Here is a 13,035-nt window from a genome sequence, read left to right on the forward strand (position 1 = left end):
AGGGCAGATTACCCACGCGTTACGCACCCGTCCGCCGCTAAATTTAACTCTTTCACCCCCGAAGGGGATCCGCAATTAAACTCCGCTCGACTTGCATGTGTTAAGCACGCCGCCAGCGTTCATCCTGAGCCAGGATCAAACTCTTAAATTTAATGTTTGACTGGCCGGATTAAACATCCGACATATCTATTTTTGTTATCTCAATTAATTGAAATTACGGTTTGTTTCTTTTTTGTAGATGATTGCCTTGCGGCTCACACCTATAAATGGTTTGTATATTCTGCTGTTTAGTTTTCAAGGTTCATGTTGCGCCGCTCTTATCTTGTTTTGTTTGTGTTGTTGTTGCTGTGTTTTGGCGACTTTATTAGTATACTTCGGATTCATAATTTTGTCAACATCTTTTTTTATTTTTTTATTATATTTTTTCGGTACTCTATTTTTATACCCTCAAAACCGCATCCCAAACATGTTTTTCAAAAAAACATATTTGGGACACAGGCTTGTTTTTATGGTTTTAAAAATATTATCTGCTATTATCCCCGGCTAATATTTTCTTGCGTTTCTTCTTTTCAAGGTATCTCTTCTTGTATTTAAGCGCGGCATATTCTGATACTCTTGAATATGTGCTCAGGTTGAATAAACTTCCCGCGACTCCTATTACAGGAAGGCCCTGTATGAATTTTGCAAAGAGCATGTTGTCTGAAAGTATCTTCGCTGTCTTTTTTATCTCAGTTTCAAGGTCTCCATTCCAATGTTTTTTTCTGATAGCTTCTGCCCATTGGTCTAATTCATAGTTTTTTATATATTTTTCCTCATCTTCACAAACGGCTGCCTGTATGAGCTTTAGTATATACATTCTTTCTTGAGGCGTATCATATTCAAATCCATAACCAGTTGCAGTTTCATATATACCTTTTAGGATTACTGATATGAAAACCGGTATATCTGGAAGGCCTATGCCCAGCAGTCCAAGCCCCGCACCTTCTGCAAAGGCTAGTCCTTTTCCCATAAACCTGCTTCTTTTGGATATTTTGTCAATATTTTTCATGTGTTTTTTCAAGGGAATACTTCTTCTGTTTCTATCTATTGCAAAGTCATTTATTTCATATTCAAAGCTAACCCTGTCCTTTGAGTAAGTCTTTTCTATTATGGCCGTTCCTTTTTCGAATACGACTTTGAATGCCTTTTCAAAGGCATTTTCAAGGGTATCTCTGAGGTTTTGTGGAATTTTGGCTTCAAGCTTGTCAGATATATTGTCTACATTTTTTTGTAAAAATCCCGCTGATTTCTTTTTCAGCATCTTATCTTCTTTTTTATGAAGCTTTACGATCTGTCTGTTTATAAATCTGCTCAATATAAATCCCCCTTTGACTTGTTTAATTCATCTCAATCAGCTTTTCAATTCCAGAAAGAAGGTTTTTTGCAAGTATTGTTGTAGTAACGCTGCCTACTCCTCCTGGGACTGGGCTTATGGCTCCTGCAATGCTTTTTGCGCTTTCAAAATCTACGTCTCCGCAGAGCTTTCCATTTTCATCTGTATTCATTCCTACATCTATTATAGTTGCTCCTTCTTTGATGTAGCTTGAGTCTATCATCTTTGCTCTTCCCATTGCAGATACTACTATATCTGCTTCTTTTACTATAGCTTTCATATCTTTTGTCTTTGAGTGACATATGGTCACCGTGGCATTTTCATTTAAAAGAAGAAGTGCCACCGGCTTTCCAATAACGCTTGATCTTCCAATGACTGCAACTCTCTTACCTGCCATTTCTACATTGTAATACCTGAGTAGCTCTATTACAGCCTGGGGCGTGCATGGAGTCTTTGATTCTTGTGAAAGCTCCAGTATTCCTGCAAGGGTTGCTGGATTCATGCAGTCCACGTCTTTTTGTGGTGACACCATTTGCGTAATTCTTTTTTCGTCAAAATGCAAAGGAAGAGGTCTGAGCATAAGTATGCCATGCACGGTTTCGTCAATGTTTTTTTCTTTCATAACTTCTTCAAGTTCTTCTTGTGTACATTCTAAGTCAAGCCGCACGTGATCAACTTCGATACCTGTGGCTGCCATTTTTTTCATCGCACCAGTTTCATAGGCTATGTCGTCAGCCTTTTCCCCAACTCTTATTATACATAACTTGGGTATTATGCCACGTTTTCTAAGTTCGTGTGATTTTTCCGAAAGCATCTCCTGCATGGAATCTGCTACGGGCTTTCCTTTAAGCAATTCTGCATTCATATTTACACCTCTTCTGTTCCTGGGGCTTTATCAAGCTTTTTTATCCTGCGTTCTAATTCTGGCCTGGCTATCCATATTTCTTTTCCGCAGGTATCACATTTCATCCTTATATCCATACCTACTCTGGTAAGCTCAAATGTATTTCCTCCACATGGATGGTTTTTTCTTGTCGTTATTTTATCGCCTACATCGAGCTTCATTGGCTTGTACATAAATCCTCCTATTTACCCTCATATACCATTTCAAGGGTATTGTCTCCCACTTTGAATATTCCCAGTATCTTGAGATCTTCTTTTTCAACTATATTTATCAGCTTTTCCAGCTCTACTTCTTCCATGAGCTTTATGCTCATACCGCAGCTGTTGCTGATTGCCCTTGGGGTTGGTATGGTAAGCGCCTTTAGATTTTTTTCTTTTACTTTCATTTCCATCATCATAGCATGATGGGTTGATTTGAAACTTATCAGATACATCTTATACCTCTTGTCTTCTTGATTTGTCAGTCTCGAGTTTTGTCTTGTAGACTTCTTCAAGCATATCTGGGATAGGCAGAAAGTATGGACATTTTGGAAGACAGGCTCCACATTTTACACACGCAAACTCTCCATCTTTTTCTAGATTGGATGCCATATATCTTCCGTATCCCCACTGGGCAAGATTGTACCTTTTCATATATCTGGCTGACAAAAATGCAAGCGGTATATCTATTCCTTGTGGGCAGGGCTTGCAATATCCACATCTTCTGCAAAAATTGCCTGTGAGGTCTTTTTTGATTTCTTCTATTTTAACAAGCTCTTCTTGTGTAAATTCATGTTTTTCTGCTTCGAGGACAGCTTTTGCTGACTGGATGTTCTGCTTTACTTCTTCTATGTCTCCCATTCCTGGTATAACTATATCTGTAAAGTTCTGATCCAGTATATATCTTACCGCGAGCTCAGGGTCTTCTATAGCACCTCCTGCAAGTGGCTTCATTATTATAGTTCCCATTCCTTTTTCATGTGCTTTGGTAAGAAGGTCTGTTCCTTGTGACTCGACTATATTAAAGGGAAATTGTATGCTCATAAAATAATCCGTTCCCATTTCTACTATCTTTTCAAGGCTTTCCAAAGTATGGGTAGTTATTCCTATGTTTTTAATCTTTCCCTGGTCTCTGGCTTCTAAAAGCGCCCTGTAGGCCCCATCTTGTGACATTAGATTTTCAATTTCAAGCACCTGCACATTGTGTATCTGGTAAAGGTCTATATGGTCTGTCTGAAGGCAGGACAGACTTTTTTCTATATCGGCTTTCATTCCTTCATAGTCTCTTGCCATAGATTTTGTAGCAAGATAAAAGCTGTCTCTCATTTCTTTTATGGCTTCTCCGATGTAGGTCTCGCTCTCACCGTATGCCCTTGCCGTATCCAGGAAATTTATTCCTGATTCTTTAATAAATTTAAGCAGTTCATTAGCTCCATTTTGATCTATCCTTTGAATCGGAATGCCTCCAAAACCAAGCCTGTTTACCTTCATCCCTGTTTTCCCAAACTCTATCATGTTTTTCTCCTCAAATATTTTCAGTTTTAAGTATTATAATATTATTCTGTCTGTCGTTGACATAAGTGCTTCTACTACGTCATACATATTTCCTATTACCCCGACTTTTAGCTGATCTGTAAGTTTATAGTAGTCCAGGCACGTTCCACAGCTGTATATCTGTGTCCCTGATTCTTCAAGTTTTTTGAGATGCATTACAGTCTCTTCGTTGAGAGTTGAAAGCTTTACAGCTGAGTTTAAAAGCACTACTTTTTGTGGATATGGTTTTGTTTCTGTTATAGTATAAAGGAAGCCTTTCATCAAAACTTTCCCAAGCTCACCTTCTCCTTCTCCTAAAAATTCGCTCTTTATAGTAAGCACTTTGCCCTTTAAAGGTGATTCTTCAGTTTCTATATCACATAAGGCTACATATTCCTGACCTTCTTCTTCTTCTGAAAAAGCCGGGTCTCTTTTTATGTTGACTCTTATTATACTTCCTTCTTCTGAAATCTCAACCTTGTATCCCTTGCTTGTTGCCAGTCTTTTCAGATTTTCTCTTGCGGCGCTGTTGTCTACTATTACTTCAAATTCTGTGATTTCAGGATTTTTAAATGCTTTTTGTGTTTCTAGTACTGGTTTTGGACAAGCCATCCCCTTAAGGTCTAAGGTCGTTTTCATTATTTCTCCTTTTTTTAATAAAATTTGAATTAGCAAAGATTAAAAAACAAGGTTAAGCAAATCTAAGATTCTGCTTTCCATCTGCCATCTGTAAAAACCTTCCGGATTTACCATATTCATAACCACGGAAAGCAGGATCATTATGATTATTGCGTATATAGACGCTTTTACAAATCCAAAACAGGCTCCGAGTATTTTACCGCCGCTGTCTGATTTCCAGAAACTCCCTACTATTATACCTCTGGCTATAAAACCTGCCATAATCATGAGTATGAGAAATACAGCGACTCTGTCAAATTTTGCATTTTGAGAAAGATTAAGAATAAAGTCTGCAATAAAGTTTCCCTTGTTGTCTTCGAATGTCTTTTGTATAAATCCTGTCACACTCGAATTTACCTTCATAGCCATTTTTGTATATTCTTCAATTTTAAGGAGCAGGGGAAGCAAGAATCTATATCCCAGTCCTGCACCGCCAAAGATCAGCACCCATTTTACAGTATCATAGAGCATTTTTCTGAACCCCAGCTTGAATCCTCTGTATATCTGCGTCAAAGCATATATTCCAAACATAATATCCAAACTGTTCATTTTTTCTCCAATCTCTTATTTAATAAGTTATTGCATTATCCTGTTTATAAGTTTTATTTCACCTTTCATAACAATTCCTATATGGTTTCCAACATGTATTATCTTTTCTATAGGCTTTGCAAATTTGAGTTGTGTATCTGCATTTTTTACATAATCCTTGCTGTAAAATATCATCTCATCGTCAAGCCATGTTATCCCTGTAAAATCCCCCTGATAGTATTTTTCGTCTACTATTTTTCCATCTAAGTCTATTACTGTCAGTTTGTTTCTTTTGTCTACTGCATATATCAAGTCTTCATGGAGCTGGACCGATATGAAGGGCACGGTGGTGCTTATGCGAAAAAGCTCTTCGTTTGTGTTGTTTTTCAGCATTATGAGATTGTTTATATCCACAAGCATATATCTGTCCTTCATGTCTATCTGGTCCATCACTATGGCATCTTTTATCTCGGATGAATATATCAATTGCCCTTGTGAAGAATAATGATATACATTGTTTGTAAGGGTGGTTGCAAGCCGGTATATACCGTGGACTGTAAATTGATTTTTTTCATTTACTTCTACCGCTGTTATGCTTATCTTAGGGAAATTAAGATCAGCTATCTGTTTTCCTTCACTATCAAAAAACACTGTGCCTTCAACTCCTACATCAGTAGTATAGTATACCGCTATGGCCCCATTTGCCCCCGATACTATCTTCTGTGGGATATTTGAAAGCCTCACATTGTTATTAAATTCCCCCTTTGATGAAATAAAATATAGGGTTTTTTCTACTTTGTCCATAAGATATATATTCTTGCCTGAAACTTCCAAAGCCCAACTGTCCAATACCAGATTTACATTAAAGATCTCCTCCCCTGAGGGTTTTAAAAGTCTGAGATTTGAGGAGTCATATATAAGTATGTTATCTGCAAAGGGCATTACTTGCATTCCCTGTGAGTAGTTGTATGTTATGAGGTATTCTTCTCTTGGGCGTTGCTGCTGCCTGTAATCTTTTAACTTTCTGACATTATAGGGATTAAAAACAAGAGCAGCAACAATAAGCATCACTATGGCTGTTATCTTTACTTTGTTAAGGGTCTTCTGTCGCCTTGCTTTTTTCAGCTCCAGCTCCTGTCTTTTTTTCTCACGCTGGTCCTGTAATTCCTGGTCTTTCAAAAATTCTTGGAGCGCTATGTCTATCCTATCCTTATCCATTTAAAACCTCGTTATTCTTTCGCAAGTTCTCTTACTGCTTGTATTACACTGTCTATATCCTTGTCCGTTGTAAAGCTGGACACACTTATTCTGACCATTCCCTGTTCAAGGGTGCCCATCCTCTTGTGTGCAAGGGGTGCGCAGTGCTTGCCACCTCTTGTAGCTATGTCATATTCACTGCTCAGAAGGTGGGTGATCTCTTGAGAATCTCTGTCTCTTATGTTGATCGCAACCGCTCCTGCTCTTTTTGATGCATCTCTTGTCCCAAAAAGTTTCACTCCGTCTATGCCAGAAAACTCTCTTATAAGTCTTGCTATATATTTTTGTTGTTTTTCTCTCAGTTTTGAAACCTGGTTCTGATCTATATATTTTACTCCAGCTCTTAGCCCTGCTATTCCAGCGGCATTTAGGGTTCCTGTTTCCAGCATATCGGGCATAAAGTCTGGCTGCTCAAGGGATTCAGACATGCTACCCGTACCGCCCCTGTAGACTGGTCTTAGTTTTATATTCTCACTTACACATAAAAACCCAGTACCTGTAGGGCCGTAAAGACACTTATGCCCAGCTCCTGCAAGCATATCTATGCCCATTTGTGTGACATCTATATCTGCAAAACCTGCTGTCTGAGCCGCATCCACAAGAAGAACTATATTCTTATCTCTGCCAATGTTTTCTTTTTTTATCATATCTGAGATTTCTTCTATATCATTTATGCTTCCTGTAAGATTGCTGGCATGGGTAATTGCTACAAGCGATGTTTCCCAGTTTATGGCCTCTTTTATATCTCTGGCATGTACAAAACCTTCATCGTCACTGGAAACTATAGTAAGGTTTATTATTCCCTGGTCTTGAAGGTAGTGAAGGGGTCTGAGCACCGAGTTGTGCTCCATGCATGAAGTTACTACGTGGTCTCCATTTTTCACATACCCATTTATAGCCATGTTTAAAGATTCTGATGCATTTTTTGTAAATACTGTCTGCATTGGGTTTTGGACTCCAAGCATCTGCGAAAGTTCCATTCTTGCCATCAGGATCTCTCTGTTGGTTTCCTGAGCCATCTTGTGAGCGCTTCTGCCTGGATTTGCACAGGTAGTTCTCATGAATTCTGACATAGCTTCAATTACTGATTCCGGTTTTGGAAAGGTTGTTGCTGAATTATCTAAATATATCATTCTATCTCCTTTTCTGAGATGTCAGATTGTCATCTGAACGTATCAAGCAGTTTCTCTACTATATCTCCAAGTTCTAACTCACTGTGATAATTTATACAAAGAGTTCCGCTTTTTTCGCTTCCTTTTGTGTATATCCTGGTCCCCAGGCTGTCTTCAAGTTCTTCAAGGGCGCTGATCAAAAAGATGTCCTTCTTTTCTTTAAGGCTCCTGCTGCATTGTTCGGCTTCTCTTACAGAAAGCTTTTCATTTATTATTTTTTCAAGCAGTTTCTGCTTTTCTTTTTCTTCTTTTATACCAGCCAGCACTCTGGCATGGGCATCTGATATTTTTTCATCTATCAGCGCTTTTTGAACATGAGGACTAAGTCTTAGAAGCCTCAGACTGTTGGCTATATAGGACCTGCTCTTTGAAAGTATCTGAGCTACCTGGTCCTGAGTATATTTTTTTTCTTCCATTATGCGTTTTATGGCATTTGCTTCTTCTATCTTGTTAAGATCTTTTCGCTGAAGATTTTCGATAAGGGCAATCTCTGACTTGTCATCACGGCTTCTTACAAGCGCTTTTATAGACTTCATCCCAGCAATTACACTCGAGCGATAACGTCTCTCTCCAGCGATTATTACATACTTGCCTGAGAGCTCATCTTTTGATACTATTACAGGCTGAAGTAATCCATATTTTTTTATGGAATCCGCCAGCTCATCCAGCTCGCCTTTGCCAAAATGCTTTCTTGGCTGATTTTCATCTCTTATTATATCTTCAAGACCTATCTCTTTTATCTGGTTCATTTTAGATTAGTGGCTCCTTGTTTGGCTTTCCTGCTTTTCTAGGATAAGCTTTGTCTGTCTTTCCGTTCTTTTTTATTATAACAATTTTATGATTTAGCTCACTGTGAGGTATCTCTATGTCGATAACATCTACTATCTCTGATTTTAGGACTTTAAGTGCTTTTTCACTCATTTTTATTTCTTCTTCTACAGCAGGGCCTTTGAGGCATACAAAATATCCTCCAAGCTTTACATATGGGATGCAGTACTCCAAAAGCGCCGGAAGTGAAGCTACTGCCCTTGAAACCGCCATATCATAGCCTTCTCTGTGGTCTGCCATCCTTGCTCCGTCTTCTGCTCTTTCGTGAAGGCAAAGTGAATTTTCCAGTTCAAGCGATTCGCATACTTCTTGAAGAAACTTTATCCTCTTGTTGAGCGAATCCAGCAGTGTAAGCTTTAGATCGCTCCTGTAAATCTTCATTGGAAGTGAAGGAAATCCTGCGCCTGTTCCTACGTCTATTATCCTTGCTCCCTCTGGAAGCTCCACTTTCTTTTTTGCAGTTTCTATGGCTTTGAATATAGAAAGTGAATCCAGAAAGTGCTTTATATATACTTCTTTTTCATCTGTTATAGAAGTCAGATTGGTATGGGCATTATATTCAAGGAGTTTGTCCTTGTATAGTTTGAAATCCATACAGAGTTCCCTTGCTACCTTATCGTTTTCTCTTGCAAGAAGTCCCATCTTCTCAAGTCCGCTTACTAGTATCTCGTCAAGCACGTCCTGATCATATCTTATTATTTCCTTAGCCTCTTTCATTACTGCCTCGCTTTCTCTAATCAGATATTAATTCTGTGGATGATAACTGTCCATGGTGGGTTCGTGTTTTCTATTATATGCCTGAAGATATACAAGAAGCACTGATATATCTGCTGGCGAAACGCCTGATATCCTGCTGGCCTGCCCAATATTGAGTGGTTTTATGGCTTCAAGCTTCTGTTTGGCTTCTAATCTTAGTCCATCTATAGCCTTAAAGTCCAGGTCTTTTGGAATCATTCTTTTTTCAAGTTTTCTGTATGATTCCACCTGCTGTACCTGTTTTTTGATGTATCCATCATATTTGAGCTGAATTTCACACTGCTCAGTCACCTGCCAGTTGAGGTTTCCGCCATACTTGCCCAGTTTTTTGAGTATCTCATAGTTTATTTCCGGCCTTTTTATAAAGTCTGCCAGAGCAATAGTGTTGTTTAAAGGAGAAGCTCCCATTTCTTCGAGCAGTTTTTTCGCTTCCGAAGGTTTAATCTTTTCTTCTGAGAGTCTTGCCATTTCTTTTTCTATTTCAAATTTCTTCTCAAGGAACCTTGAATATCTTTCATCATCTACAAGGCCTATTTCACGCCCTGTCTGAGTGAGTCTAAGGTCTGCGTTGTCTTGTCTTAGAAGCAGTCTGTATTCTGATCTTGAAGTCATCATGCGGTATGGCTCATTGGTGCCTTTTGTAACCAGGTCATCTATGAGAACCCCTATATAGGCTGTAGCTCTGTCAAATATAACAGGTTCTTTGCCGTCTAATTTTCTTACTGCGTTTATTCCTGCCATAAGTCCCTGAGCCGCGGCTTCTTCATAGCCACTGGTTCCATTGAATTGTCCTGCGCTGAACAGATTTTCTACTGACATAACCTCTAAAGAAGGCAGGAGGTGGAGCGGATCTATACAGTCATATTCTATGGCATATGCAGGTCTCATGAGTTTTACATTTTCAAATCCCGTTACGCTGTGATATATTTCAAGTTGTATCTCATAAGGAAGAGAAGTTGAAAAGCCTTGTATATAGTATTCTTTTGTATCTCTACCTTCTGGTTCAACAAAAAACTGGTGACTCTTTTTTTCTGAAAATCTCACAACCTTATCCTCTATCGAAGGGCAGTATCTCGGACCCGTACTCTCAATCATCCCCCCATAAACGGCTGAACGACTGAGGTTTTCTCTTATAATATCGTGTGTTCTTGGAGTAGTCCTTGTAAGATAACAAGGAACCTGATCCATGTCTTCTACCTTTTCCGTCATAAAGGAAAATGGCACTATATTGTCGTCTCCATTTTGCACTTCCATCTTGCTAAAATCTATGGAATCTCCATGCACCCTTGCCGGAGTACCCGTCTTAAACTTTCTAAGAGGAAGTCCAAGCTCAATAAGACTGTCGCTCAGATAAGGCGCATTAGGCTGGCCTATAGGACCTGATGGGAAATTCACTTCTCCCATGTATATCCTTCCGTTAAGAAATACCCCAGTGCAAAGTATTACTGCATCGGCATGGTATTGACAGAATTGTTTTGTCCTTACTCCCTTTATCTTCATGTTCTCATGAATAAGTGCAACTGCTTCATCCATTACAAGATCAAGGTTTGGAGTGTTTTCCATTACCTTTTTCATCTCTACATGGTATCTTATCTTATCGGCCTGGGCTCTCACGGACTGAACTGCCGGTCCTTTTGAGGCATTGAGGGTTCTTGACTGTATGAATGTCCTGTCTATATTCTTACCCATTTCTCCGCCAAGTGCATCAACTTCTCTTACCAATTGACTTTTCCCTGTTCCACCAATTGCCGGATTGCATGGCATATGCGCTATAGTATCCAGCGACAGCGTTATCATAAGTGTTTTTTTACCCAGCCTTGCGCTCGCAAGTGCCGCCTCGCAGCCTGCATGTCCTGCTCCAATAATTATAATGTCATATTTTTCTGCATCAAAATACATTTTTCCTCCAAAATCCTGTCTCTATTAAATCATCATTATTTTCCTATACAAAAATTCGCGAATATATTATCCAGGAGTGTCTCCGATGTGGTATCCCCTGTTATTTCTCCAAGATAATCCCAGATATTTTTAAAATCCGTCTCTATAATATCGAGTGGAAGCTCCACAGCAAGTGATTCAAGGGCGTCTTCACATGCTTTTGCCGCTCTTTCAAGGGCATTTTTGTGTCTGACATTGTTTATCATGTAATCGTTGTCAGTTGAGAGTCCTTCACCCTCTACCATATGTTTTATCATGGTCTTGAGCTCATCTATTCCCTGATTGTTTATTACAGAGGCATGTATGATGTGGTCTGTGTCGATGTGCTTCCTTACAATTTCTTCGTCCATCCTGCTCTCAAGGTCTTGTTTGTTTATTATGACAATCAGCTTTTTATCTTTTGAAATATCTATAATATCCAGATCCTCTGAATCGAGTTCTCTTGAACGGTCAAGCATAAGAATTACAAGATCTGCCTCTTCTATCGATTCTTTAGAGCGCTCTACTCCAATTTTTTCCACGACATCTTCTGTCGATCTTATCCCCGCAGTATCCACAAGTCTTATCGGTATCCCGTCAAGTGTAAGGTATTCTTCTATTATATCTCTTGTAGTCCCTGCTATCTCAGTAACTATAGCCCTGTTTTCCATCAGTATTCCATTAAGAAGTGAAGATTTTCCTACGTTTGGCTTTCCTATTATTACTGTTCTTAGGCCGTCTCTGTATATCTTTCCAGCCTCAAAGCTGTTCACCATCTTTTTTATGTCCAGAAGATGCTTCGTCGTACTTTCTATAAGCTCGGCGTAAGTCACATCCGGCTCGTCTTCTTCAGGGAAGTCTACCGCTACAGTTATCCTCGCAAGGTCTGCAGTAACTGCATGCCTTATATCAGCAAGTTTTCCGGAGAGTTTTCCTTCAAGCTGTTTTTGCGAAAGCTCATGGCTCTTTCCAGTCTTTGCAGTTATTATATCCATGACCGCTTCTGCCTGGGAAAGGTCTATCCTGCCACTTAAAAAAGCTCTCTTGGTGTATTCCCCCCGCTCGGCAAGCCTTGCTCCGTTTTTGAGCACAAGCTCCAAAGTCTTTCTGAGGCTGAGGTATCCTCCATGGCAGTTTATCTCCACTACATCTTCTCTTGTGTACGTGTGGGGAGCTTTCATATATACACACAGCACCTCGTCCACAGTATGTCTGTCTAAGTCGCCTGTCTTTTCAACAATGTGGCCAAGCACCATGTATCTTACCTTGTCTTCAAGTTTTGTGCCTTCTCTGGCAGGTTCAAAGATACGGTTAACACATTCAAGTGCATCTTTTCCGCTGACCCTTATTATGCCTACTCCGGCTTCTCCCGGGGCAGTTACTATGGCCGCAATCGTATCATCTATATACATTTTAATTCTCCTGTTCATTCATAAACTTGTCTGTTAAAGTCCCAGATCGTCTGATATATCCTGCATTGCCTTAAGAGATATGTCTGCAAACTCGTCAAAGGAAATTCCTGTTTTCACTATCGCCTTCATGGCTTCTCTGTTAGCGCCCGCAGCAAATCTGGTCTCTTTCATTCTTTTTATTATAGATTTAAGCTTTACGCTGCCTACCTTCTTGTCCGGATATACAAGCGCTATGGCGTTTATAAATCCAGTTATCGGATCTCCTGCATACATGGCAATCTCAAATTTAGTTTCCGGCTTCTTTCCGTTTTTGGGATTATGGGCAAGTATAGCATTATACATCTCTTCATTTCCAAAATTATGGTCTTTTAGTATTTCAATGCTCTTTGGTCCATGAGTGGACATGTCATTTTTCCAATCACAGTGGTCCTCATCAAGGTCATGAAGAAGCCCTGCCATGGCCCACATCTGCTCGTCTCCAGGAGAAAGTCTTGAAGCAAGAGCTCTCATTACCGCTTCTGTAGCAAGTGAATGTATTTTTATGTGTGGAGTAGAAACATATCCCTCAAGTAACTCTATAGCTTTTTCTCTGTCCATATTTACGTTATTATCCATATCCAATATTCTCCTTTTATATTAAAATTTCATGTTTTTCGTAATATTATATCGTTACCTTTCATTATATCATCTTTAATGTCTA

At 39.3% G+C, this 13,035-nt stretch carries 14 protein-coding genes and 1 rRNA gene; all 15 read right to left on the reverse strand.

Translation table 11 applies throughout. The annotated features are described in order from the left end of the window. Positions 1 to 151 (reverse strand): 16S ribosomal RNA (locus tag G558_RS0105735); the annotation flags it as partial. A 372-nt stretch (positions 152 to 523) separates the two neighbouring features. Continuing rightward, positions 524 to 1,354: an EcsC family protein gene (locus tag G558_RS0105740; RefSeq protein ID WP_028829320.1), complete on the reverse strand. Its 831-nt coding sequence runs from the start codon at positions 1,352 to 1,354 to the stop codon at positions 524 to 526. 22 nt (positions 1,355 to 1,376) lie between these two features. Beyond that, on the reverse strand, positions 1,377 to 2,237 hold the full coding sequence (locus tag G558_RS0105745) for a bifunctional 5,10-methylenetetrahydrofolate dehydrogenase/5,10-methenyltetrahydrofolate cyclohydrolase (RefSeq protein WP_028829321.1): 861 nt from the start codon (positions 2,235 to 2,237) through the stop codon (positions 1,377 to 1,379). 2 nt (positions 2,238 to 2,239) lie between these two features. Beyond that, positions 2,240 to 2,449, reverse strand: coding sequence for a DUF951 domain-containing protein (locus G558_RS0105750; protein ID WP_028829322.1), 210 nt, complete (start codon positions 2,447 to 2,449; stop codon positions 2,240 to 2,242). A gap of 8 nt (positions 2,450 to 2,457) precedes the next feature. Continuing rightward, entirely contained in the window at positions 2,458 to 2,709 is a 252-nt protein-coding gene (locus G558_RS0105755; protein ID WP_028829323.1) for a DUF3343 domain-containing protein, read from the reverse strand. A gap of 1 nt (position 2,710) precedes the next feature. Beyond that, complete coding sequence (locus G558_RS0105760) at positions 2,711 to 3,769, reverse strand: aldo/keto reductase (protein ID WP_028829324.1); 1,059 nt, start codon at positions 3,767 to 3,769, stop codon at positions 2,711 to 2,713. Positions 3,770 to 3,802: 33 nt separating this feature from the next. Further along, entirely contained in the window at positions 3,803 to 4,426 is a 624-nt protein-coding gene (yedF, locus tag G558_RS0105765) for a sulfurtransferase-like selenium metabolism protein YedF (protein ID WP_028829325.1), read from the reverse strand. A gap of 39 nt (positions 4,427 to 4,465) precedes the next feature. Continuing rightward, positions 4,466 to 5,014, reverse strand: coding sequence for a CvpA family protein (locus G558_RS0105770; RefSeq protein WP_028829326.1), 549 nt, complete (start codon positions 5,012 to 5,014; stop codon positions 4,466 to 4,468). Between the two features lie 27 nt (positions 5,015 to 5,041). Beyond that, complete coding sequence (locus G558_RS0105775; protein ID WP_028829327.1) at positions 5,042 to 6,211, reverse strand: DUF5711 family protein; 1,170 nt, start codon at positions 6,209 to 6,211, stop codon at positions 5,042 to 5,044. A gap of 11 nt (positions 6,212 to 6,222) precedes the next feature. Beyond that, entirely contained in the window at positions 6,223 to 7,383 is a 1,161-nt protein-coding gene (locus tag G558_RS0105780) for an aminotransferase class V-fold PLP-dependent enzyme (RefSeq protein ID WP_028829328.1), read from the reverse strand. Positions 7,384 to 7,412: 29 nt separating this feature from the next. Then, complete coding sequence (locus G558_RS0105785; RefSeq protein ID WP_028829329.1) at positions 7,413 to 8,171, reverse strand: ParB/RepB/Spo0J family partition protein; 759 nt, start codon at positions 8,169 to 8,171, stop codon at positions 7,413 to 7,415. A 1-nt stretch (position 8,172) separates the two neighbouring features. Further along, positions 8,173 to 8,967, reverse strand: coding sequence for a 16S rRNA (guanine(527)-N(7))-methyltransferase RsmG (gene rsmG / locus G558_RS0105790; protein ID WP_156888519.1), 795 nt, complete (start codon positions 8,965 to 8,967; stop codon positions 8,173 to 8,175). A 27-nt stretch (positions 8,968 to 8,994) separates the two neighbouring features. After that, the gene (mnmG, locus tag G558_RS0105795; protein WP_028829331.1) at positions 8,995 to 10,905 is read right to left on the reverse strand and encodes a tRNA uridine-5-carboxymethylaminomethyl(34) synthesis enzyme MnmG; all 1,911 of its coding nucleotides are present in this window, start codon (positions 10,903 to 10,905) and stop codon (positions 8,995 to 8,997) included. 35 nt (positions 10,906 to 10,940) lie between these two features. After that, the gene (gene mnmE, locus G558_RS0105800) at positions 10,941 to 12,335 is read right to left on the reverse strand and encodes a tRNA uridine-5-carboxymethylaminomethyl(34) synthesis GTPase MnmE (protein ID WP_028829332.1); all 1,395 of its coding nucleotides are present in this window, start codon (positions 12,333 to 12,335) and stop codon (positions 10,941 to 10,943) included. Between the two features lie 33 nt (positions 12,336 to 12,368). Continuing rightward, positions 12,369 to 12,950, reverse strand: a complete 582-nt coding sequence (locus G558_RS0105805) for an HD domain-containing protein (protein WP_036931684.1) — start codon at positions 12,948 to 12,950, stop codon at positions 12,369 to 12,371. Positions 12,951 to 13,035 lie beyond the last annotated feature (85 nt).

Origin of the sequence: Proteocatella sphenisci DSM 23131, from assembly GCF_000423525.1 — a bacterium.
Taxonomy (GTDB): Bacteria; Bacillota; Clostridia; order Peptostreptococcales; family Filifactoraceae; genus Proteocatella; species Proteocatella sphenisci.